Origin of the sequence: Acidaminococcus sp. (genome assembly GCF_050873445.1) — a bacterium.
Taxonomy (GTDB): Bacteria; Bacillota; Negativicutes; order Acidaminococcales; family Acidaminococcaceae; genus Acidaminococcus.
In genome coordinates, this window is sequence record NZ_JBNMIU010000007.1 from 12,254 (window position 1) to 35,803 (window position 23,550).

Sequence of the window (23,550 nt, forward strand, 5' to 3'; positions counted from 1 at the left end):
GGGTTGAGAGGGTACCAGAGTACCGACCGTTAGAACTGGCTCAGGCCAGCTTTTTTCAGCTGTGGTGGATATGCACAAAAATTCATTGCCACTCTGAAAGGACTGGTGCCGCCGGTTCAAGAAGGAGTGGAATTTTTATTATGGAAAGCAAACAGCAACAAGTCCTGCGTCTGGTATTCCTGGCCATGCTGATCGGCCTGGGCGTCGTCATTTCGCCCATTTTGCGGATCGAAGGCATGTGTCCCATGGCTCATCTGATCAACATCACCTGTTCAGTCCTTCTGGGGCCCTGGTATTCCCTGCTTTGTGCCACGCTGATCGGTATCATCCGGATGACTGTTATGGGGATCCCGCCTCTGGCTCTTACCGGGGCTGTGTTCGGCGCTGTGCTCTCTGGGGTATTCTACCGGGTCAGCGGCGGAAAGATCATCGCTGCCTGCCTGGGTGAAGTGATCGGTACCGGCATTATCGGGGCCATGGTTTCCTATCCGGTCATGGAAATCCTCATGGGCCGTACCGGCCTGTCTTGGATGTTCTACGTGCCCAGCTTCATCTGCGGCACCCTGATTGGCGGATCCATCGCCTTCTGCCTGCTGACCGTACTGTCCAGAAACGGGACACTGCTGGAATTCCAGAGAAAATTGGGAGTGAATGTATATGACCACGGAAGCAGACAACAAGCTGGCCAAAACGTTTACAGCCATCATGTCCAGGGTGCGGGAAAATGAACCGCTGATCCATTGCATGACCCATGCCATCACCATGAATGACAGTGCCAATGCCATCCTGGCGGTGGGGGCCAGTCCCACCATGGCTTCCCATCCCAAAGAGGTGGAGGAAATCACGGCGGCGGCAGATTCCCTGGTGGTGAACCTGGGGAACATCAATGAAGAACGGCTGCAGGCCATGAAAATCGCCGGAGCCAGGGCATATGCCCTGGGGCTGCCCATCCTGCTGGATGCAGTGGGAGCCGCCTGCAGCACCCTGCGGCTGGAGTATGCCAGGGCTTTTATCGAAGCCAATCACCCGGGCATCATCAAGGGAAACAGCTCGGAAATCCGGGCGTTGTGCGGACTGCCCAGCCACGCTCACGGGGTAGATGCCGGAGCGGCGGATGCCATTACGGGTATGGACCTGGCAAGGGCGGCAGAACCCTTTGCGGAATATGCCAGAGGGCAGCATACTGTACTCCTGATTACCGGGGCTATGGATCTGGTTACCGACGGGACGCATACCATCGGCGTGACGAACGGGACGCCGATGCTGGGGCGGCTTACAGGTACAGGCTGCATGGTGGGGGCCCTGGCCGGCGCCTGGTACAGCAGCGGCGATGCTTTTGCGGCCGCGGCGCTGGGTACGGTGTACATGGGCCTGGCCGGAGAAGTGGCAGCCAAGGACAACCCAGGCCTGGGAACGTTCCATATGCATCTGCTGGACGCCCTGGGGAGCCTGACAGCAGAGCAGGTGGTGCAGGGGATGAAAATCGTATACGCATGACCTTGGGGGGCTTTTCACAGCCTCCCTTTTGTGTTATACTGTGAACAAACAGATGTTCATAAAACAAACAGAACGGGAGGGACAGAGAATGGAACAGCAGCGGATCTATGGAGCCATTGATCTGAAATCTTTCTATGCTTCGGTAGAATGTGTGGAACGGGGCCTGGATCCGCTGGATGCCTGTCTGGTGGTGGCTGACAAGAGCCGTACGGACAAGACCATCTGTCTGGCAGTGTCGCCCTCTTTGAAGGCCTGGGGTATCTCCAGCCGGCCCCGGCTGTTCGAGGTGATTCACCAGGTGGAGGAACTGAATGCCCTGCGCCGCAGCGTCCTTCGCAGCCATCGGTTCACCGGCCGGTCCTTCCTGGCGTCCCAGCTGAACGGGGATTCCTCCCTGCGGCTGGACTACATCACCGCCGTGCCCCGGATGCGGCTCTATATGGAGAAAAGTACTCAGGTGTACCGCACGTACCTGCGTTATATGGCGCCGGAGGACATCCACGTGTATTCCATTGACGAAGTGCTGCTGGACCTGACGCCCTATTTGAAGAGCTATGGATGCACGGCTCACGAGCTGATTCGGGAAATGATCAGGGCCGTGCTGAAGGAGACGGGCATCACGGCCACCGCGGGTATCGGCACGAACCTGTACCTGTGCAAGGTGGCCATGGACATCGTGGCTAAGCATATGCGGCCCGACGCCGACGGGGTACGGATTGCCTCCCTAACGGAGCAGAGTTACCGGGAGACGTTGTGGGATCACTGCCCGCTGACGGACTTCTGGCGAATCGGGCCAGGCATCACCCGGAAGCTCCAGCGGTACGGCATGTACACCCTGGGAGCTGTGGCCCGCATGTCCCTCCAGGATCCGGATTTGTTGTACCATCTGTTCGGTGTGAACGCGGAACTGCTCATCGACCACGCCTGGGGCTGGGAGTCCTGCACTCTGCAGGACATCAAGGCCTACCGGCCAGGAAGCAGTAGTTTGGGGTCCGGACAGGTGCTGCAGCAGCCCTATCCGGCGGACAAGGCCCGGCTCATCCTATGGGAGATGGCGGACCTGCTGGCCCTGGATCTGGTGAAGAAAAATCTGGTGACGGATCAGCTGGTGCTGACCCTGGGCTATGACCGGTGCAATTTGGAAGACCCGGAGCGGCGGCAGTCGTACCGGGGAAAGGTGGTGCTGGACCATTATGGACGGCCGGTGCCCGTCCATGGTTACGGGTCCCTGAATTTGATGGGTGGGTATACAGCGTCCGGGGAAGTCATCCGCAAAGCGGCCCTGGACCTGTTCGACCGGGTGTGTGTTCCGTCGCTGCTGGTGCGGAAGGTGACCATTACGGCGGAGCATGTAGTGCCGCCCGGAGCGGTATCGGCCCAGGGGCAGGAGGAAAATCTGTTCGCAGTGGCGGCGGAAACGGGAAAACAGGTCCGGGAGGACAGCCTGCAGCAGACCATTTTGGGCATCCAGGGCCGGTACGGGAAGAACGCCCTGCTGCGGGGCAGCAATCTGCTCCAGGGAGCCATGACCCGGGAGCGGAACGGGCAGATTGGAGGTCACCGGGCGTGAAGGAGGAAAAGAATCTGGTGGGGCTGCCTCATCCCAGGAAGCTGCCCCGGCCCAGGATGTCACGGAAGCAGCGGGCCGCCCAGTTTGCTCCTTTTGCGGCCCTGGTGGGCTACGAAGAAATGGTGGCGGCCACGGAACAGCAGGTGCAGGAAACCGTGGAAACGGAGCACCGGTACACCGGAGATCCGACGGAAAATCAAGACGAAATGAGAGACGGATCTCACGAAGTTACGGGAAAATTGACGATAATGACGGTGGAGGGTTCTCAAAAAGGGAATTTTCGGTATAATAAGTCTTGGATTGAGAAGAGAATCACATGGAAACAACGGCTAGGAGGTGTGCGAATGGCAGGAAAAGGCGATTTTGATTTCAGCTATGAGCTGGTAGAGGAACTGGGCGTGCTGTCCACCAGCAAAAAAGGGTGGACCAAGGAAATCAACCGGGTGTCCTACAATGGGACCAAACCAAAGTTCGATTTGCGGGAATGGGCTCCGGAGCACGAAAAAATGAGCAAAGGCATTACCTTGAGCGAAGAAGAAGCCAAGAACCTGTGCAAGATCCTGTTCCAGTATTTCAGGAACAAGGGTTGAGAACAACAGAAAGGGGTACCGCAATGAGCTGGCGGTGCTCCTTTTTTGTCGCTTTCTTCTTCATTCCTCCTGCAAAATGATATAATAAAAAAGACCATTTCAGCTTCTGCATAAACGGCTTCGGGCCGAAAGAAAGAAGACATCCTCTTGAACAAGAACCAAAAGGCTATTTTCTGTATGCTGCTGGCAGGAATCCTGTTCAGCCTGACAGAAGTGGCCATGAAAAAAATCAATGCGGATCTCAACGGGGTCCAGGTGAATGCCACCCGGTACTTCCTGTGCGGCCTGGCGCTGATGCCCTGGAGCCGGGCACAGCTGAAAGTCCGCAGTACCACTATGACGGCTGCCCAGATGAAATTGTGTGCTCTGCTGGGCTTTTTGGGCATTTTCATTGTAGGCCCCCTGTACCAGATGGCCTCCGTAACCTTGGGAGCAGCCAACACCGGTGTTATCTTCTCCAGCACGCCGCTTTTCATCATCATGCTGGCGGCTCTGCTCCTCCATGTATCTGTCACGAAACGGGAGAGCATTGCCCTGGCTCTGCAGGTGCTGGCCATCGCCATTCTGGTGGATCCCTTCCATATGACCATGGATCCGGCGGGAGTGGCGGCCCTGCTGCTGTGTGTGGTATGTTACAGCCTGTACGCTGTGGGCGGTAAGAAACTAATGCCCGTCCTGGGCAGCATTACAGTGACAGCCTGGTCCTTCTTCTGGGGTGGTATCCAGCTGCTTCTGGTAGCCGGAATGAGCCATATTCCGGCGGTGGCCCAGTATCTGGCGGCTCATGGCTTTGCCAATTATGCCTGTGTGCCGCTCTTTACCGGTTACACCTGGGCCAACCTGCCCTGGGTACTGCTGTTGTACATCGGCATTACCCTGGTGGCTTTTTTGAGCTGGTTCCTGGCCATTGAATGGGGCGGGGTAGCTCTGGGCAGCCTGACTTATTTCATCAAGCCGGCCCTGAGCCCGGTGTTCGCCCTGATCTTCGTGGGAGAACCCATTACCACAAAGATGCTGATCGGCATGGTGCTGATGATCAGCGGGGCATTTGTGGCGCTAAAAAGATAAAAGAGTCACGAGTCGTTGGCCTCTGGAGCAAATTTGCTCGAATGATGAACTATAAACGATTGAAAGCGAGTGTGTATACTATGAAAGAAATCAACTCTGCATTGCTGCAGTCCCTCCGCTCCCAGGTGGCGGTGGACCCCAGTGTTTCTGTATTGAACGGCGCTCTGGCCAAGACGGACCTGGCCGACCTTTCCTTTGTGCCCATGCAGGCTGCACTCCACGATGGCCCATTTGCCGTGGAGGTGAAGACACGGGGTATCACTGCCCAGAAACAGTCCGGCCGGTGCTGGCTGTTTGCCGCCCTGAACCTGCTGCGGGAAAAAGTGGCGGAAAAATGCAATCTGGACGAGAAATTCGAACTGTCCCAGAATTACCTGAGTTTCTATGATAAGCTGGAAAAAGCCAACAATTTCCTGGAAATGGTCATCGAACAGGCAAAAGAGCCGGTAAAGGGCCAGAGCATGCAGTACGTGCTCCGAGGTATGGTGGACGGCGGCTATTGGTGCGAAGCAGCTCATCTGGTGGAAAAATACGGTGTGGTGCCTAAAACCGCCAATCCGGAATCTTTCCAGTCAGAACATACGGCCCGGTTCCTGGCCACCCTGAACCGCCTGCTGCGGAAGGATGCCCATGAACTGCGGGAACTGGTGCTGGCTGGCAAAGATCCTTACCCTCGCAAGGAAGCCATGCTGGCGGAGGTGTATAAGGCGGAATGCATCGCCTTCGGCATCCCGGTGGACCATTTCGATTTTGCCTGGCGGGACAAAGATAAAAAGTATCATTGCGACCGGAACCTGACTCCTAAAGAATTCTATGATAAATACGTGGGTATCTCCCTGTCCGATTTTCAGCCAGTAATCAATGAACCAACGCCGGATAAGGAGATGGATCGGCTCATCGCTTTCCACGCGGTGGAGAACATGGTGGGGAAGGATATGATGGCTTTGAACCTGTCCCAGAAGGCGCTGGAGGACCTGTGCGTGAAGCAGCTGAAGGCCGGCCAGCCTGTGTGGTTCGCCTGTGATGCAGGGGCTTATGGAGCTCGGAAAGAGGGCATCTGGGATCCGGCCAGTGTGCAGGTGGAAAAACTCCTGGGTGGCTTCGATACCACCATGGAAAAGGGCAACCGGCTGTGGTACGGCGCCAGCTCGGCTACCCATGCCATGCTGCTCACCGGTGTGGACTTTGACGGGGACGGCAACCCCACCCGCTGGAAAATCGAGAACTCCTGGGGCAAGGACGTGGGCAAGGAAGGCTATTTCGTCTGCTCTGAAGCCTATTTCAAAGAATTTGTGTATGAAGCTGTGATCCACAAGGATCATTTTACCCCGGAACAGCTGGAAATGCTGAAGCAGGAACCTTTGTACATCAACCCCTGGGACGAGGACGTGTAATTTCACCGTTTTTTCATCCCCATCTGCTACAGTGGAACTGCAGGGAAGACGATTGCTCCCTGCAGAAAAGGAGCTGATACCATGGATCTGATGAAACGCTGCCGGGTCCTGCTGCTGGCAGGCATCCTGGCCCTTACGGGTGCAGTGCCGGTTCTGGCCGACTACACTTCCTGGCAGGATCCCCAATATGATTTCAGCAAAGTCAAGACGGTTTATATGGCCCAGCTGGATATGAGCGGGTACCGGCTGCAGAATTTGGCCAAAAAGCAGAAGATGGTGGACCACTTCCGCACCAGAGCAGGTAAAACGAAGCTGAAGAACGCCAAACTGGTGCTGGAACCGGTGACCCAGCCCCGGGCTCTGCTGCCCGGTGATAAAAAGGCGGACACGGACAAGACAGGACAAACAGCCCAGCTGCAGGCTCTGGAAAAACAGCTGGGAACCCGGGACGAAGCCCAGGTAACCATCCCTCAGGCGGCCCTGGACGCCAAAGCCGATGTGTACATCCTGCCCCGGCTGGACTGCTGTGCCGTGAGCAGCTACCTGGTGCCGGCCCATACGGAATGGGTGACGGATGAGATTCCGGAAAGCTGGCGGGACGACCGGGGTCACTGGCATACGTATTACCATGAGGTCACATATCCGCAATATTATCCGGATTATTACGTGCCCTATACGTCGGTGAGCCTTCAGTTCCAGTGGTTCGATACAAAGACGGGCAAACTGGTAGCCTCCAGCCAGGACGCTCGGGCCAGGGGAAGTGAGAACAACCCCATGGACATGTATGACCGGATCCTGGACCGGTTCTTCAAAAACATGAAAATGACATTGAATCCGTAAAACAAAAAAGTTGCCGAGCCATATGACAGTTTTTCATATCCATCTATTTTGAGATATCATTTGCTGTCAACATGAATAATTGCTTAGAAAGCAGGTGAATTCCATGGCTTTTCCTCTATACTGTATCACCAACCGGCATTTGTACCAGCGTCCCCTGCTGGAAACTCTGGAAGAAATTTTACGGCAGTATCCGGCAGGGCTGATCCTGCGGGAAAAAGACCTGACGGAAGGGGAATACCGGGAACTGGCCGGGCAGGTGCTGACCCTGTGCCGACGATACCAAGTGCCCTGCTGGCTCCATACCTTTATGGGGGTGGCCAGGGAATTGCAGCCGGAGGGACTTCATCTGCCTTTGCCTGTGCTGCGGGAGCTGGATATCGAAAAAAGAAGGGGGCTGCCGAAGCATATCGGTGTCAGCTGCCACAGCTTTGGGGATATTTTGGAAGCTGTGAAGCTGGGAGCGACCTGTTGTACCTTCAGTCCGGTGTACCCCAGCCAGTGCAAGCCTGGGGTACCGCCTAAAGGTCTGGAACTGCTGCAGAAGGTCTGTCAGCAAAGTCCCATTCCGGTGTACGCCCTGGGCGGAGTGACGCCGGAGCGGGTACAAGAACTGGCAGCCGCCGGGGCTGCAGGCGGCGTGATGATGAGCGGGTGGATGCGGACTTCCTCTTGACTCCCGGGCAGGTATCCTATAATATGGAAGAGAGAAATTACCAGAGATTGGAGTAGGCACATGAAAAAACAACTGCTGGCCCTGGCTGCCGTCTGCGTGACCCTGTGGGGGTCCGGTACGGCCCTGGCCGCCAAACCTGTGGAATGGAGCCTTTTGGGCGAAAATCCCTCCGGAGCGTATTATGCCGACCTGGCTTCCTTCCAGCAACAGCCCAAAACACCGGGCATCACTACGGCCGAAACCCGGGCGGTCATCAAGAATGCTTCCTTCATCCGGCTGCTGAACCACCTGTATGAAAAGCACCTGCCTTCGGCGGATTCTGCCAGAGAATGCCTGATGACTGTGGAAGTCAATGAAAAGAATCATACGTATCGGATTAATCAGATCCAGGTGATGACCCGGAAGGGGAAGAGCCTGGAAAAAAAGAAAGTCAGAGAAGAATTCACTCCCATTCCCCAGAAGACTTTCGTGGCCGCCCTGGAAAAAGAAATCCAGGCCTGGGGTATGGAAAAAGGAAAGGTGTCGAAGCAATGACGAAAGTCCGCGGTTTTGAAAAAATTACTTCTTATAAAGATATTGACTTTCCGCTGCCCAGCCGGCAGACGGCCCGCAGCGCAGGATATGATATCTATTTGCCGGAAAGGGTGGTCCTGTCGGCTCATACCCAGAAGATGGTGCCCACGGGCATCAAGTCCTATATGCAGGACAATGAATATCTGGGGATCCACATCCGTTCCAGTATGGCGGTGAAACGTCATCTGCGGCTGGTCAACAACGAGGGCATCGTGGATGCGGATTATTATAACAATCCCGATAATGAAGGTCATCTGCTGCTGGCACTGTACAACGATGGAGACAGTGACGTGACACTGGAAAAGGGCGAACGGGTGGCCCAGGGAATCCTCTATACATATCTGCTGGCGGACGACGATGCCAAAGCACCCAAACAGGAACGCAGCGGTGGGTTCGGCAGTACTTCAAAGTGAGGCGTACTGACATTGGATAACAAATGGAAAGATATGATTTCCGTAGTGGATACCATGGGAGACTGGGGAGGCTACCAGATCTACGAATGGTTCAAACTGTTTCCGGAACAGCGTGAAACAGCCTTGCGGGAATACATCTACCTGAAGGCCCATCTGATCCGGGGTTGTATGGCGATGCTGAAGCAGCATCTGAGCCTGGAGGAATGGAATGGATTCTATCTGGCCCTGGGCAGACAGATGGAAGATACTCCGGATTACAGTTACGGGGCTACTTATGACGGAATGATGGAAGCCCTGCACAGTTATGAAGGGCAGGACCTGGCCCGGCAGAAGGCTATCTTTGCCAAACGGAGTACTCTGGACAGCACAGTATACTCCCGGCAATTTGTAAAAGATTTAACGAATTTTTTCAGCCGGACCCAGGCAGAACTGCGGAAAAGCCTGAGAAAGTGAAAAAATTGGCAGTTTTCAGAGGTTTCCGGTTGACAAGTGCGACGGAAACTCCTATACTGTAACCATAATTCAAAACATGATAGAGGCGCGGAAAACATGAGTAACTTCCAGAGGGACACCGTTGAAGGGAGTGAAAGGGGAACCGCCGAAGCAGAGTTGCGGGTGCGCGCTTATGCTGGGCTGCAGGTGAACAAGCTGCAGACTGTCGCCTTTGGGTGGAGAGCTATCAATGGGAATGGAACCAAGTCCCCCCTGCCATAGCAGGAGCGGCTTCTTTTCTTGCAGGTCATTGGGCTCAGCTCGATGACCTGTTTTTTTGTCTCCCAAAGGAATCGTAGAAGGAGCGATGGACAAGATGATTAAAGTGATGGTAAACGGTGCACTGGGCCGCATGGGTCATACAGTGGTACAAACGGTCTTGCAGCAGAAAGACATGGAACTGGTCGGTGCCGTAGATGTATTCGGTAAAGGCAAATCCGTGGAAGGCTGTGGGGTGGATACGGACCTGAAAGCCGCTCTGGCTACTCATAAACCCGATGTGGTAGTGGACTTTACCCGGCCGGATGTAGTCATGGCCAACCTGCGGGTAATTCTGAACGCCGGCGTGAATGCTGTAGTAGGGACCACCGGGTTCACCAAGGAGAACCTGGAGGAACTGAAGGGCTTAGCAGAAAAGAACAACGTAGGCATCCTGGTCTGCCCGAACTTTGCCATGGGCGCCGTGCTCATGATGAAGGTGGCTGCCGAAATCGCCAAATATTTCCCTCAGGTGGAAATCATCGAAATGCATCACGACAAGAAACTGGATGCTCCCAGCGGTACCGCCATCCTGACGGCCCAGAAGCTGGCCGAGGTCCGGGGCGGTTTTGTGCAGCAGGGCAACCCGGATGAAGTGGAAAAAATGCCCCATGCCAGAGGCAGCGAATATGAAGGCATGAGAATCCACAGCGTACGGCTGCCCGGTTTCGTAGCCAGCCAGGAAATCATTTTCGGCAGTATGGGCGAAACCCTGACAGTGCGCAATGACCCTGTCAGCCGGGAATGCTACATGCCGGGCGTCATGCTGGGCTGCCGTACCATGGTGAGCCGTAAGGGCCTGGTGTACGGACTGGATCAGATTTTGGATTAATGATATAAAGGAGAGAACATCATGAAGGAATACAACTTAGCGATTTTGGGTGCTACGGGCGCCGTCGGCCATGAATTCATCAACCTGCTGAATGAACGGGATTTTCCGTTCAAGAACCTGAAACTGCTGGCTTCCGCCCGCAGTGCCGGTACGGAATTGACCGTACGGGGCAAGACCTACACCGTGGAAGAAGCCAAGGCTGATTCCTTCAACGGCGTGGATGTGGCTCTGTTCGCCGGCGGCAGCATCTCCAAGACCTTCGCTCCCATTGCTGTGAAAGCTGGTGCTGTGGTCATCGATAATTCCAGCACATATCGGATGGATCCGGATGTGCCTCTGATTGTTCCGGAAGTCAATCCTCAGGATATTACCAAGCATCATGGCATTATCGCCAACCCCAACTGTTCCACGATCATCATGGTGATGGCACTGAAACCCATCTATGACTTGGCCCGGATCAAACGGATCATCGTTTCCACCTACCAGGCTGCTTCCGGCGCCGGCAAAGACGGGCTGGATGAACTGGAAAACCAGATCAAGCAGGCTGCCCGGGGCGAAGAAATGACCGCTAAGATCTTCCCCAGTGCTTCTGCTGAGAAACACTTCCCGCTGGCTCTGAACCTGGTGCCCCAGATCGATATCTTCCTGGATAACCTGTATACCAAGGAAGAAATGAAGATGGTCAACGAAACCAAGAAAATCTTCTCTGATCCGGAAATGCGCATTACCGCCACTACCGTCCGGGTACCGGTCTACCGCAGCCACAGTGAAAGCGTCAATGTGGAACTGGAACATGATGTCCAGCTGGAAGACATCCGCAAGGCCTTGTCCAACTTCCCGGGTGTTGTGCTGCAGGACGATCCGTCCCAGCAGATCTATCCCATGCCGCTGTACACCTCCGGCAAGAATGATGTGTATGTAGGCCGCCTGAGAAGAGACGAAAGTGCCGCCAATAGCTTCAACTTCTGGTGTGTGGGCGACCAGATCCGTAAGGGCGCCGCTTTGAACACCCTGCAGATTGCAGAAACCATGGTGAAGAACGGCTGGCTGTAAGATAGAAAAGAACAGCTTGTGAGAAGCGCAGGAATTTGAGAGGGGAGCCTGACCTAGATGAAAATCATTGTACAAAAATTCGGAGGAACTTCCGTAGCTACGCCCGTAACCCGGGAAAAAGTCGTAGGAAAAGTCCAGGAAGCCATTGATCAGGGGTATGCCCCCATTGTGGTGGTATCCGCCATGGGCCGCAGAGGGGATCCCTTTGCTACTGATACCATGATCGATATGCTCAAGAGCGTGAACCCCAATCCGGCGCCTCATGAACTGGATCTGCTGATGGCCTGCGGGGAAATCATCTCCTCTACGGTGATGGCTTCCACTCTGCAGGAACACGGCCTGAAGGCCAAAGCCCTGACAGGCGGTCAGGCCGGTATGATTACCGACGAAGAATACGGTAATGCCAAGATCCGCACCGTGGAACCGGATAACCTGCTGGAACTTGTGGAACAGGGAATCATTCCTGTGGTCTGCGGGTTCCAGGGCGTTACGCCGGACCATAAGAACATCACTACCCTGGGCCGGGGCGGCAGCGATACTTCTGCTGCAGCCTTCGGGGTGGCTGTCCATGCAGATAAAGTGGAAATTTACACCGATGTGGATGGCGTCATGACCGCCGATCCCCGGATCGTGAAAGATGCCCACATCATCAAACAGATTTCTTATGATGAAATCCGTGGAATGGCTCATCAGGGCGCCAAGGTCATCCATCCCAGAGCGGTGGAAATCGTTATGCGATACGGTGTGCCCATGGTGGTAAAGAGCACGTTCTCTGATGCCCCCGGAACCTTGATCAGCAAGGAAGACCAGCCCAAGGAAATGGAAGAGGGAGATACCCTGGAAAGCAACCATGCCTGCGGCGTGGCAAGCAAGAACAATATTGCCTTTTTCTCCGTATCCCTGGATACCCAGAACGGGGCCGAACTGTTCGATACCCTGGCCAAGAATGGCGTTAGCATCGGGACCATGAGCCTGCAGCCTCATTCCCTGATGTTCGCAGTGTACAGTGCAGCCACTGCTGACGCTGAAAGGGTACTGAAACAGGAAAACTGCAACTATACAAAAGTCGAAAACTGCTCAAAAGTAACTGTAGTAGGGTCCCATATGGGTGGGGTGCCCGGCATTATGGCCAAGTTCATCAATGCCCTGGCTAAGGCCGGCATCGAAATCCTGCAGACCACGGATTCTGACAATCTGATTTCCGCTATTGTACGGGAAAACCAGGTAAAAGAAGCCGTGAATGCCCTGCATACGGCGTTCCAAACTCAGGAAGGTGAAAAGGCATGAACAACAAACCCTATTTTGGCCGTCTGATTACCGCCATGGTGACTTTCTTCCATGAAGACGGATCTTTGAATGCGGACGGTACGGCGGACTTTGCTTCCTGGCTGCTGGATCATGGCTCTGATGCCATTCTGGTCAGCGGCACCAGCGGTGAAGCTCCTACCATGACCTATGAAGAAAAAGAAGAACTGTTCACCAAAGTCATTGCCAAAGTGAACCATAGAGGCAAAGTCATCGTAGGCACCGGTTCCAATAACACCGCTGATGTACTGAAGATGAATGAACTGGCTGAAAAGGTGGGTGCCGATGGCGTTTTGGTTGTAGGACCCTATTACAATAAGCCTTCTCAGGAAGGTTTCTATCGCCATTACAAGACCATTGCTGAGCACACCAGGCTCCCCATTGTAATCTACAACGTACCGGGCCGTACCGGCTCCAACATCCTGCCGCCCACCGTGGCCCGTCTGGCCAGGGAGTGCAAGAATATCGTGGCCGTCAAGGAAGCAAGCGGCAGCGTAGCCCAGGTAGCCGATTTGTACCGTCTGTGCCCGGAAGATTTCTCCATCTACAGCGGAGATGACGGACTGATTCTGCCGTTCATGAGTGTAGGGGCTGTAGGCCTGATTTCCGTACTCAGCAATGTGAATGGTCAGCTGCTGCAGGATCTGATGCAGAGCTACGAGAAGGGTGATGTGCAAAAAGCACGGGAACTGAACAAAGTGATGGTCCCCCAGGCCCGCAGTATGTTCCTGGTGAGCAACCCCATTCCTGTGAAGGAAGCCATTACGAAGATGACCCCCTTCAATGCAGGACCGTACCGTCTGCCTATGTGCCCCATGACTGATGAAGAACGGGCCAGGGTAACAAAAGCCTGGAAGGACAGCGGATTGCTGAAATAAGAAAAAGAATGTCATACACCGATGGTGAAGAATCGCCATCGGTGATTTTTTGCACCCATTTTCATTCTTTGTTACAATATACCCAGCAGCTTGATACAGAACAGGAGGCACACCTATGGACGGCAAACACACTGGGGATTCAGGCAGATTACGGCTGGCGGAGGCCATGAAACGCTGCATGGCCCGGCATGGGCTGGAGGATATCACCATCAAGGAAATTACCGCTGAGGCAGGTGTTTCACGCCAGACTTTTTATCATCATTTCCTGGATAAGTATGACCTGTTGCAGGACTACTCTTTCTTTTCTAGAATGGAACTATATAGGATGGAAAATTGAATTTTTTGTCACAGGAAGAAAGGGGAGCTTTTCATGGTCAACAGAATCTCTTTGAACGGAACTTCATATCACGGCAGTGGTGCCATCAGCGAAATCGTCACGGAAATGCAGAACCGCGGCTACAAAAAAGCATTCGTGGCTTCCGACCCGGATCTGGTAAAATTCCATGTGACCAGCAGAGTCACCGATCTGCTGGATGCAGCCAGGATTTCCTATGAAATCTACTCTGATATCAAACCCAATCCTACTATCGCCAATGTACAGCATGGGGTGGAAGCCTTCAAAAAATCCGGGGCTGACTGCATCGTAGCCATCGGCGGCGGTTCTTCCATGGATACTTCCAAGGCCATCGGCATCATCATCGCCAATCCGGAGTTCGCTGATGTACGGAGCCTGGAAGGCTGTGCTCCCACCAAGAATCCCTGCGTACCCATCATTGCTGTCCCCACTACGGCCGGTACTGCTGCAGAAGTGACCATCAACTATGTAATCACTGACGTAGAAAAAGAACGGAAATTTGTATGTGTGGATCCCCACGACATGCCTGTCGTAGCAGTGGTGGATCCGGACATGATGTCCAGCATGCCCAAGGGCCTGACCGCTTCTACCGGCATGGATGCCCTGACCCATGCCATCGAAGGATACACGACCAAGGCTGCCTGGGAAATGACTGACATGTTCCACATCGAAGCCATCCGTCTGATTGCAGAAAATCTGCGGGGTGCTGTGGCCAACACCAAAGAAGGCCGGGAAGGCATGGCTCTGGCCCAGTATATTGCCGGTATGGGCTTCTCTAACGTAGGGTTGGGTATTGATCATTCCATGGCGCACACCCTGTCTGCTCACTATGATACTCCCCACGGTGTAGCATGTGCGATGCTGCTGCCGATTTCCATGGAATTCAACAAAGAATACACCGGTGAGAAATACAAACCCATTGCCAAGGCCATGGGTGTGGAAGGCGTGGATGACATGACCCAGGAAGAATACCGGGATGCTGCCATCGCCGCTGTCCGGAAACTGTCCAAAGATGTGGGAATCCCTGAAAAGAATGAAAAAATCCGGGAAGAAGACCTGGATCAGCTGGCTGCCGATGCCCTGGCCGATGCCTGCTACCCTGGTAATCCAAGAGAAGCTACCAGGGAACAGGTCATTGAAATGTTCCGCAAACTGATGTAAGCTGCTGCAAAACAATCAAAATTTCACACATAAAAGCCGTCACTGGTCTCCAGGCCGCTAGTTACCAGCAGCCGATGGAAGCCAGCTTGCGCCGGCAAGAGGAAGGAGCTGTGAATCCATTTTTCACAGCTCCTTTTCTCTATAATCACTAACCACCAGTCACTGCTCACTCAGCCGGTTTTCTGCTATAATAAATTTATCCTATTATCCACGGAGTGACCATTTATGCCTGAATCATTACCGACCATTGCACAGCTGGAATGTTTTATCATCTACGGACGGGTGGGCAACTTTGCCCGGGCGGCCCAGGAGGCCCATATTACCCAGTCTGCCTTCAGCGCCCAGATCAAGCGTCTGGAGACTACTCTGGGGGTCACTTTGATCCAGCGGTCCAAACGGGGGAGCCAGCTGACGGAGGAAGGGCGGCTGTTCCTGTCCCGGATTACCGGCTGGATGGACGGCCTGCGGAAGATCATCTACGAAACCCGGCTTACAGCGGAAGTGCAGCCTGTGGAGCTGAACGTGGGCATTCTGCGCTCTTTGGGGGATATCCATATGAACCGGCACATTGCTCATTTTCGCCAGGAGTTCCCCCAGCTGCGGTTCAATGTGTTTGACTATGCCACCTACCAAATCCATCAGGCACTGACGGAAGGGCGGCTGGACGTGGTTTCCACCTATTTCGTAAAAGAAAGCCTGCCCAGAAAGGCCAAACCATCGGATTTTACTATGGTCCATTTCTGTACGGACAACCTGGTATACTATGCACCGTTACTGCAGGTGGGGGAGAGCCCTCTGACCCGGGAGCAGCTTCTGCACTATCCTCTGGTGCTGTATCCTGCCAGTTATTATATGAACGAAATCTATCACCGGTATTTTGCGGGAACGCCCCTGGAACCCCAGATCTATGCCCGGCTTTCCACTCCTTATGCCATTATTCACTACTGCCAGCAGAACGAAGCCGGAGCCTTGCTGCCTGAGCGGTTGTTGAAGACCCTGGGATACCAGGAAGGCTGTCACCAGCTGCAGGATCCGCTGAAGGCAGAAGGATTCCTGATCTATCGGAAGAACAATCCCAAGGCAGAGCTGATCCAGGCTTATGTGGAACAGGTACTGGCCAGTTTTCGGTCCGGGAACAGAAAATCCATCGTTTGAAGTGATGGGATGCCTGTTATCGTTTTTTGCGATAACAGGCATCTTTTTTATCCGCTACACAAAAGGACAGCGGCCTCGTATAATCAAAACATATCCGAAGAACCGTAAAACTCTGAAAAGAAAGGTCGCTGATCCGTTTTATGACTGCCAAACCCCGTCTGTGGACTAAGGGCTTCGTTCTGGATACCCTGGTCAATTTTCTGATCTACATCATTTATTACATGCTGATGGTCATCATCGCTTCTGAGGCTATCCATTCCCTGAATGCTTCGGTCAGTGAAGCTGGCCTGGCTTCCGGGCTGTTCGTGCTGGGTACTCTGGTAGCCCGACTGTTCGCCGGTCGGTCCGTGGAACTGTATGGCCGCAAGAAGATGCTGTATGCCGGCATCCTATTCTACCTGATGACTACCTGTATGTATTTTCTGGTGGATTCTTTGCCCATGATGTACGGGGTGAGGCTGCTGAACGGAGTGGGCTACGGTGTTGCTTCCACTGCCACCAGCACCATTGTGTCCGCTATGATTCCGGCGGAGCGCCGGGGGGAAGGCATCAACTACTATGCCCTGAGCATGAGCCTGGCTGCAGCCATCGGACCTTTTATCGGAATGCTCCTGCAGCAGATGTTTCCCTTCAGCGTGATCATCATGTTCTCCATTGCCATGGTGCTGGTTTGCCTGGCTGCCGCTTTTGTGATGAAAGTGGACGAAATCCAGCTGACCGAGGAACATCGGGCTGCTCTGAAACAGATTTCTCTGTCTAACTTCCTGGAACCCCGGGTCATGGGGATTTCCATCGTGGGTTTCTTTGTGGCCGTGTGCTATTCCAGCGTGCTGAGCTTCCTGGCCACCTATGCGGCTGAATTGAAGCTTATGACTGCAGGGACCCTGTTCTTTGTGGTTTATGCCCTGTCCATTACCGTGGTTCGGCCCATTGCCGGCGTCATGTTTGACCGGAAGGGGGAGGACTTTGTCATGTATCCTACCTATGCCTGCCTGGCCATTGGCCTCCTGGTACTGTCTTTCACCACCCAGAGTTGGGAAATGCTCCTGGCTGGCGTGTTTGTGGGCCTGGGCTATGGAACTTTTATGTCCAACGGGCAGGCCATCTGCGTGAAACTGGTAGAAGAAGTACGGATCGGCGTGGCCGTTTCCACCTACTTCGTGATGCTGGACCTGGGGCTGGGTGTAGGTCCTTATATCCTGGGCGCATTCAAAGAGAGTCTGGGCTTCCAGGGTATCTATTCCACTGTAGGCATGGGTGCCATCGGGTGTGCTGCTCTGTATTACCTGTTATACGCCCGGCGCCGGAAGGCTAAGGATGATGAGGAGAAAGAAGTCCTGGAAGAAGCGTGAAACGTTTCTTGAATAAAATGATGTAGAGAATGCAGGAGGTGTGAAAAATGTTTTTTCACACCTCCTGTTCTGTATGGTATAATCAGACTGTAGTGAATACGGAGGAAGATACCATGCTGGCTGATTTACATATCCATACCACATTTTCGGATGGGGTCTATACCCCGGAACAGATTGTGACCCAGGCCCGGGCTGCGGGCATGGGCTGCATCGCCATCACAGACCATGACAACATCCAGGCCTATGACCGGGCTGAACGAATGATCCATTTCCGCCATCTGGGGCTGAAGCTGCTGCGGGGTGTGGAAATGGACACGGATTACAAAGGGAAGGATATCCATGTACTGGGTTACCATTTTAATTCCACGAACCAGGAATTCCTGCAGGCCCTGCGCTGGAACCGGGTGAACCGGATCGGCCGTGCGGAGAAAATGGTGGACAGGATTGCTTCTTTGGGTTATTCCATTACCTTCCAGGAGGTGCAGGAAGAGGCCAATGGGGCCAGGAGCCTGGGCCGTCCACACATTGCCCGGGTGCTGGTGAAGAAGGGCCTGTTTCCCACGGTGCAGTCAGTGTTCGATGTATTGCTGGGTGCGGGCAAACCGGCTTACTACCGGCAGGTAAAGATGAGCCCCGGGGAGGCCGTTGCATTGATCCATCAGGCCGGAGGCATTGCGGTACTGGCTCATCCAGCGGAAATCGAAAATCCGGTTCTGGTGGAAAAAATACTGGACAGTGTGCCTTTTGACGGCATGGAAGTGTGGCATCCTTCCGTATTGAAGGAAAATCCGCCCTGTGACTGGCTGCAGGTGGCAAAGAACCACCATCTGTTCCCCAGCGGCGGCAGTGATCTCCACGGCAACAAGGGACGATTTCCCATGCACCTGGGTGAATTTCCAGTGCAGTACGAGAATGTAGCAGGAATCATTAACGCATAAAGCAGGTGTTACTATGAAAGTTGTAGCCTTTGTGGGGCCCAGTGGTACTGGAAAGAGCTTCCGGGCCATCGGAGTGGCCCATGACCACGGCTGTGACGGCATCATCGATGATGGGCTCCTGATCGAGGGAACTAAGATCCTGGCCGGCACCAGTGCAAAGACGGAACAGAATAAAGTGCAGGCGGTGAAGCGGGCCATCTTCATGGAAAAGGACCATTGTCAGACAGTACGGGAGGCCCTGGCCCAGAGTGACATCCAGAACCTGCTGGTGATCGGTACATCGGACAAGATGGTACGGACCATCTGCAAACGGTTGCAGATTCCCGCACCTTCAGAAACAGTGTATATCCAGGATATTTCCACCACTCGGGAGATGAAAAAGGCACGGGAGATGCGCATCAAGGAAGGCAAGCATGTGGTGCCGGTACCCACCATCGAGTTGAAACCGCATCTTTCGGGGGTATTGGTGGATTTGCCTCACCGGCTGTTTTCACGGAACAAAAAACATCACGCTCTGCCGGAGAAATCCATCGTGCGCCCCGCATTCAGCTACTACGGCAAAATCACTGTATCGGATTACGTGGTCAGCGATATTGTGCGCATCGTGGTGAAGAAAAACAGGGAAGTGGATCGGATCACCAATATCAAGGTGCGCCGGCCTTCGGATACCAGCAAGGGGATGACCATCTATCTGGAAATCGTCCTGTTCTTCGGGGCGCCTATCTATGAAGTGGTGAAGGCCCTGCAGACCAAAATCAAACTGAAAGTGGAAGGCATGACCAGCATGCCTGTGAAAAATATCGATGTTTCCATCCGCAGCCTGACGGTGCGGCCTCCGGACATTCCGAAGAATCTGGAGACGCAGGAAGAGCCGGCGGAGGGACAAAAGGAGGAAACCGGGGCATGACCCCTTATGATTTCGACCAGTATGTGAGTCTGGTCAAGGAAAAACTCCAGCTTTTGACGGATGAACCGGTAGAACAGAAGAAAATCAACTATGGACAGCAGTTAAAGGTGAAAAAGGCATCTTTTTCTGTGACTCTTTCCCTGTATAACGGGAAAAAAGGACTGAAAACCGTATGGGGCGGCAAGGAGACGCCCCTTTTGCATGCCTGTAAGGCGGCACTGGACCAGGCTCCGGAAGAAGCGGAGACTCTGCCGGAAAATCCTTTCCATCAAGGCTGCCTGCTCAAGGGGAAAAATGGGTTCGACGGCCTGTGGTGCGGCAGCGATGAAAGCGGCAAGGGAGATTATTTTGGTCCTCTGGCAGTGGCAGCAGTGTGCGTAGATGAAAGTACTGCGGCGAAGTTCGCAGGCTGGGGTGTGTGTGACAGCAAAGCCCTGACGGACGACAAAATCCACCAGCTGTCCGCAAAGATCCGGGAAACGGCCCTGGCTCATACGACCCTGGTGCTGAAGCCTCAATTCTATAACCAGCGGTATCAGCAGCTGAAGGAGCAGAAAATGAACTTGAACCATCTGCTGGCCAGCGGACATATCCATGCGCTGGGGAAGGTACTGCAGCAGGTACCGGAGTGCCACTTTGCTCTGGTGGATCAGTTCACCAGGCATAACAGAATCACCAGTACCCTGGAACAGGCATTCCCCGGTCTTCATGTGTACCAGCAGCCCCGGGCGGAAGCGGATATGGCGGTGGCCGCGGCTTCCATCCTGGCCCGGGATGCCTTTGTGGGCATCATGGACGGACTGACCCAAAAAGCCGGATTCGAACTGCCCAAAGGGGGCGGGGCCAAGGCCACAGCGGCAGCACGGCGCATCGTGAAGGAGCAGGGGCAGGAAGCACTGAACCAGTTTGTAAAACTGCATTTTGCCAACAGTCGGAAGCTGTAACCATTGATTTACTGATTGTTTACCTTTTTATCACTTCCATATGCTATAATATAAAATATATGTACTCGATTGGTAGAAACAGGGAGCATTTCCCTAATATAACATACTGGCAGGTTATTATTTATGAATAAAAATCTTTTTCGCGTGCTGTGCGTTCTGTTCGTCGTCATCGTACTCGTGTCAGCAGGCGTTATTTACTTTACTTTTGATGTACGAGCCTTGGAATATCTGACCACCTTCAAGTGGTATTACGCTTTACTGGCCCTGGGGACGCTATCCATTGGATTGTTCTTTGACGCCACGCGGCTGATTACCTTGACCCGGATTTCCGGGGAGAAGATGGATTATGCCCATATCTTCTATGCGGTGTTCAGCAACTACTTCCTGGCTTTAATTACCCCCGGCCAGGGCGGTGGCGGCATTGCCATGCTCATGTTCATGAAGCGGGCCGGAGTTCCGGTGGCGAAATCTACGCTGATCGTCATTGTGCGGACCGTATTCTCCATCCTGTTCCTGTTCCTGATGATGCCCATCGTGTTTTTCTTTGATCCGGCACTGGTGGACTGGATGCCCACCAGTGTGATTGCCCTGGTGTGTGCGTTCTTCATCTGCGCCCCCTGGCTGCTGTGGCGGCTGGTGATGGGCGGCCGGGTAGAAAAATGGCTGGTTCGGTTCAGCAGGCGCTTCTCCCCCCGGGTGCAGGAAGCCATCTTTCTGGGTTATCGGGACTTCCAGCAGGCTATGTTCATGCTGAAGGATAACCCGAGGCAGGTATTCCGGGCTTTCCTTGAATCCGGCATCAGCCTGCTCTTCATTTATTCTGTAGTACCTGTGTTCATCAAGGCTTTTGGCATCGAACTGCCCCTGCACATTATCATGGGGCGGATGTGCCTGATCAACCTGATCCTGTATTTTACCCCGACGCCCGGTGGCAGCGGTGTGGCCGAAGGGGGCTTTTTGATGCTGTTCAATTCCCTGCTGCCGCCGGGGGTATCCGGGGTACTGGCTGTACTGTGGCGTTTCTTCTGTGAATATATTCCGTTCACCATTGGCGCCGTTGTTACCATTAAATGCTTCGGACTCGATATTTTGAACAAAATCCGTGATCGGAGGGGAATGGATTCATGAGAAAGATCCTGGTTACAGGGGGAGCAGGGTTCATCGGCTCCCATGTGGTGCCGGCCCTGCTGGCCAAAGGTGATTGTGAAGTAGTGGTTTTGGACAATCTGTCTACCGGAAGACGCAGCCATGTACCGGAAGGAGCACGGTTCCAGCTGCTGGATATCCGTTCCCGGGAGCTGTGGGATTTTATGGCCCGGGAAAAATTCCAGACGGTGGTCCATCTGGCGGCCCAGACCCTGGTACCTTATTCCATGGAGTATCCGGAAGCGGATGAGGATCTGAACGTGACGGGTATCGTCCATGTGCTGGAAGGCTGTCGGAAAAGTGGGGTGGAACAGTTCATCTTTTCTTCCAGTGCGGCTATCTACGGAGATAACCAGAACCTGCCCCTGAAGGAAACGGAAATTTCGGCCCCTACGTCCTTCTATGGACTCTCCAAAGTGGTGGGGGAGGACTATATCCGTATGTACAGCCGGTGCTTCGGTTTGAAGCACATCATCTTCCGTTTTGCCAATGTATACGGCGAGCGGCAGGGTGAGACCGGCGAGGGCGGCGTGATTTCCATCTTTGCCCGGAAAATTGCCCAGGGCAAACCAGTGACCATCTTCGGAGATGGCAATCAGACCCGGGATTTCATCTATGCAGGCGACCTGGCACGGGCTATTTCTGCTGGAATCGGTTACAATGGCTGCGCCACCTTGAATGTTTCTACCAATAAAGAAGTATCACTGAACCAGCTGATCGCCATCCTGGAAAAAATCCTGGGCCGGTCCATGGATGTGCAGCATGGACCGGTGCGGCCGGGGGATATCTATGCTTCCGTACTGAGTCACAAAGCCCTGGTGGAAATCTTGGGCATGAGGGAGTATACGGACCTGGAAGCGGGGCTGCGGAAGACCCTGGCTTATTTTCAAAAATAAAAGAGGTAGGGAGAACAGGGAGGAATGGCTATGAAGAAACTGCTCCTTTTGGTTCTGGCCCTGCTTTTTTTATGTATGGCAGGGTGCGGTGGCCAGGGTAAAGAACAGACCCGGGGGAATAAGCTCTCAAAGGAACTGGTGCTGGCAGGCGGTCAAAATAACGGAGCCTATGGCAGCCTGGGAACGGATTTGGCAGCGCTGCTGAATGGAGATGGCAAACAGCCTCAGCTGAAAGAAACGGGTGGTTCCGGTTCGGTGGCTAATGTGGAACTGCTGGCCCAGGGCCGGGCAGATCTGGCTTTCATCCAGAGTGATGTGGCCTATGCGGCTATCATCGGTACGGACCGGTATGCAGGGCAGGCAAAGGAGAATCTCCAGGTGCTGGGGGTACTGTATCCGGAGACAGTGCAGATCGTTACCTATGACGTGACAGGCATCCGGAAGCTGGAAGATCTGCGAGGCCGTACCCTGGCGGTAGGAGCCGCCGGTTCCGGGTCTGCCTATGATGCCCGTCAAATCCTGGAAGCTGCCGGAATCCCGGAAGACGAAGTACGGATTCAGTATCTGCCGGTGGAAGATGAAGTGAAAGCCTTGAAGGAAGGTACAGTGGATGCAGTTTTTGTGACCTCGGAGCTGCCCTACCAGGCCTTTAAGGAGCTGGCTCGGCAGCGGCAGCTGATGCTGATTCCTATCGAGGGCCAGGCAGCGGACGACTTGCTGGAAGCCTATCCCCGGTATCGGAAGACAGTGATCCCTGCCGGGACTTATCCCAACCAGACCAAACCCTGCAACAGCGTTGGCATGGACTGCCTGCTTGTGGCTACGGACCGGCTGGATGCCGATTACGCCCGGAGCTTCCTGGGACGTGTGTGGAGCCACTGGGGCGAACTGCACAGCAAGTATCCATTCCTGCCGGCAGATCCAAAACAATCGTTCTTTAAGGGACTGGACCTGCCGTTAGCACCCGGTGCCGAACAATTTAAGAAAGACCAGAAAGTCAGTTCTTGACCATTTTGATAAAACTTCATTTGCAAAACAGGCGTCAAACTTGTATAATGTTGAACAAGAGACTAGTCCTATAGGGTCCGGAGCGGAGGTAATCGTTCGGATTCGTAGGGGATACGGGAATTGAAAACATAGTTTCGAAAGCGGAGTATGGACGAAAGATACTCCAGTATTTCTATATGTCAAATTCAGGAAAAGAAAGAGGAGGTGCCCCTTTGAAAGAAGAAAACAATAACAATAATAAAGGGCAGCAGA

At 53.9% G+C, this 23,550-nt stretch carries 25 protein-coding genes and 1 riboswitch; all 25 genes read left to right on the forward strand.

Features of this window, described 5'->3' with window-relative positions; genetic code table 11:
• Positions 1-140: 140 nt before the first annotated feature.
• The 25 genes from thiW (at position 141) to ACR0QW_RS02305 (ending at position 23,298) form a co-directional block, all read left to right on the forward strand.
• The gene (gene thiW / locus ACR0QW_RS02185) at positions 141-728 is read left to right on the forward strand and encodes an energy coupling factor transporter S component ThiW (RefSeq protein ID WP_432642091.1); all 588 of its coding nucleotides are present in this window, start codon (positions 141-143) and stop codon (positions 726-728) included.
• Positions 658-1,497: a hydroxyethylthiazole kinase gene (thiM, locus tag ACR0QW_RS02190; protein WP_432642092.1), complete on the forward strand. Its 840-nt coding sequence runs from the start codon at positions 658-660 to the stop codon at positions 1,495-1,497. Before thiW ends, thiM begins: the two co-directional genes overlap by 71 nt.
• Positions 1,498-1,585: 88 nt before the next feature.
• On the forward strand, positions 1,586-3,067 hold the full coding sequence (locus ACR0QW_RS02195; protein ID WP_432642093.1) for a DNA methylase: 1,482 nt from the start codon (positions 1,586-1,588) through the stop codon (positions 3,065-3,067).
• A 344-nt stretch (positions 3,068-3,411) separates the two neighbouring features.
• Complete coding sequence (locus ACR0QW_RS02200) at positions 3,412-3,657, forward strand: YdbC family protein (RefSeq protein ID WP_432642137.1); 246 nt, start codon at positions 3,412-3,414, stop codon at positions 3,655-3,657.
• 147 nt (positions 3,658-3,804) lie between these two features.
• Positions 3,805-4,725, forward strand: coding sequence for a DMT family transporter (locus tag ACR0QW_RS02205; protein ID WP_432642094.1), 921 nt, complete (start codon positions 3,805-3,807; stop codon positions 4,723-4,725).
• A gap of 41 nt (positions 4,726-4,766) precedes the next feature.
• Complete coding sequence (locus tag ACR0QW_RS02210) at positions 4,767-6,119, forward strand: aminopeptidase C (RefSeq protein ID WP_432642095.1); 1,353 nt, start codon at positions 4,767-4,769, stop codon at positions 6,117-6,119.
• A gap of 81 nt (positions 6,120-6,200) precedes the next feature.
• Complete coding sequence (locus ACR0QW_RS02215; protein WP_432642096.1) at positions 6,201-6,959, forward strand: hypothetical protein; 759 nt, start codon at positions 6,201-6,203, stop codon at positions 6,957-6,959.
• Between the two features lie 103 nt (positions 6,960-7,062).
• A complete protein-coding gene (locus tag ACR0QW_RS02220) occupies positions 7,063-7,632 on the forward strand; it encodes a thiamine phosphate synthase (RefSeq protein WP_432642097.1) in 570 nt (189 codons plus the stop codon).
• A gap of 60 nt (positions 7,633-7,692) precedes the next feature.
• Complete coding sequence (locus tag ACR0QW_RS02225; protein WP_432642098.1) at positions 7,693-8,166, forward strand: hypothetical protein; 474 nt, start codon at positions 7,693-7,695, stop codon at positions 8,164-8,166.
• Positions 8,163-8,618, forward strand: coding sequence for a dUTP diphosphatase (locus ACR0QW_RS02230; RefSeq protein WP_432642099.1), 456 nt, complete (start codon positions 8,163-8,165; stop codon positions 8,616-8,618). The genes ACR0QW_RS02225 and ACR0QW_RS02230 overlap by 4 nt, the downstream gene beginning before the upstream one ends.
• Positions 8,619-8,630: 12 nt before the next feature.
• Positions 8,631-9,071 carry a hypothetical protein gene (locus ACR0QW_RS02235; protein ID WP_432642100.1) on the forward strand — a complete coding sequence of 147 codons (441 nt, stop codon included), beginning with the start codon at positions 8,631-8,633 and terminating at the stop codon, positions 9,069-9,071.
• 72 nt (positions 9,072-9,143) lie between these two features.
• Positions 9,144-9,305: riboswitch (Lysine riboswitch) on the forward strand.
• Positions 9,306-9,426: 121 nt separating this feature from the next.
• Entirely contained in the window at positions 9,427-10,200 is a 774-nt protein-coding gene (gene dapB / locus ACR0QW_RS02240) for a 4-hydroxy-tetrahydrodipicolinate reductase (protein WP_432642101.1), read from the forward strand.
• Between the two features lie 21 nt (positions 10,201-10,221).
• A complete protein-coding gene (locus tag ACR0QW_RS02245; RefSeq protein ID WP_432642102.1) occupies positions 10,222-11,253 on the forward strand; it encodes an aspartate-semialdehyde dehydrogenase in 1,032 nt (343 codons plus the stop codon).
• A 57-nt stretch (positions 11,254-11,310) separates the two neighbouring features.
• Positions 11,311-12,540 carry an aspartate kinase gene (gene dapG, locus ACR0QW_RS02250; RefSeq protein ID WP_432642103.1) on the forward strand — a complete coding sequence of 410 codons (1,230 nt, stop codon included), beginning with the start codon at positions 11,311-11,313 and terminating at the stop codon, positions 12,538-12,540.
• Positions 12,537-13,436 (forward strand): 4-hydroxy-tetrahydrodipicolinate synthase, encoded by a 900-nt coding sequence (gene dapA / locus ACR0QW_RS02255; RefSeq protein ID WP_432642104.1) that lies wholly within the window; start codon positions 12,537-12,539, stop codon positions 13,434-13,436. Before dapG ends, dapA begins: the two co-directional genes overlap by 4 nt.
• A 115-nt stretch (positions 13,437-13,551) precedes the next feature.
• Positions 13,552-13,773 (forward strand): TetR/AcrR family transcriptional regulator, encoded by a 222-nt coding sequence (locus tag ACR0QW_RS02260; protein ID WP_432642105.1) that lies wholly within the window; start codon positions 13,552-13,554, stop codon positions 13,771-13,773.
• A gap of 33 nt (positions 13,774-13,806) precedes the next feature.
• The gene (gene fucO / locus ACR0QW_RS02265) at positions 13,807-14,952 is read left to right on the forward strand and encodes a lactaldehyde reductase (RefSeq protein ID WP_432642106.1); all 1,146 of its coding nucleotides are present in this window, start codon (positions 13,807-13,809) and stop codon (positions 14,950-14,952) included.
• Positions 14,953-15,177: 225 nt separating this feature from the next.
• On the forward strand, positions 15,178-16,107 hold the full coding sequence (locus ACR0QW_RS02270) for a LysR family transcriptional regulator (RefSeq protein ID WP_432642107.1): 930 nt from the start codon (positions 15,178-15,180) through the stop codon (positions 16,105-16,107).
• Positions 16,108-16,247: 140 nt separating this feature from the next.
• On the forward strand, positions 16,248-17,459 hold the full coding sequence (locus ACR0QW_RS02275; RefSeq protein WP_432642108.1) for an MFS transporter: 1,212 nt from the start codon (positions 16,248-16,250) through the stop codon (positions 17,457-17,459).
• A gap of 47 nt (positions 17,460-17,506) precedes the next feature.
• Positions 17,507-18,397, forward strand: a complete 891-nt coding sequence (locus tag ACR0QW_RS02280; protein WP_432642109.1) for a PHP domain-containing protein — start codon at positions 17,507-17,509, stop codon at positions 18,395-18,397.
• Between the two features lie 13 nt (positions 18,398-18,410).
• Positions 18,411-19,304: an Asp23/Gls24 family envelope stress response protein gene (locus ACR0QW_RS02285; RefSeq protein WP_432642110.1), complete on the forward strand. Its 894-nt coding sequence runs from the start codon at positions 18,411-18,413 to the stop codon at positions 19,302-19,304.
• On the forward strand, positions 19,301-20,248 hold the full coding sequence (rnhC, locus tag ACR0QW_RS02290; protein ID WP_432642111.1) for a ribonuclease HIII: 948 nt from the start codon (positions 19,301-19,303) through the stop codon (positions 20,246-20,248). Before ACR0QW_RS02285 ends, rnhC begins: the two co-directional genes overlap by 4 nt.
• Positions 20,249-20,371: 123 nt before the next feature.
• On the forward strand, positions 20,372-21,376 hold the full coding sequence (locus tag ACR0QW_RS02295) for a lysylphosphatidylglycerol synthase transmembrane domain-containing protein (RefSeq protein WP_432642112.1): 1,005 nt from the start codon (positions 20,372-20,374) through the stop codon (positions 21,374-21,376).
• A complete protein-coding gene (locus ACR0QW_RS02300; protein ID WP_432642113.1) occupies positions 21,373-22,290 on the forward strand; it encodes an NAD-dependent epimerase/dehydratase family protein in 918 nt (305 codons plus the stop codon). The genes ACR0QW_RS02295 and ACR0QW_RS02300 overlap by 4 nt, the downstream gene beginning before the upstream one ends.
• Before the next feature lie 30 nt (positions 22,291-22,320).
• Positions 22,321-23,298, forward strand: coding sequence for a TAXI family TRAP transporter solute-binding subunit (locus tag ACR0QW_RS02305; RefSeq protein WP_432642114.1), 978 nt, complete (start codon positions 22,321-22,323; stop codon positions 23,296-23,298).
• Positions 23,299-23,550: the final 252 nt, after the last annotated feature.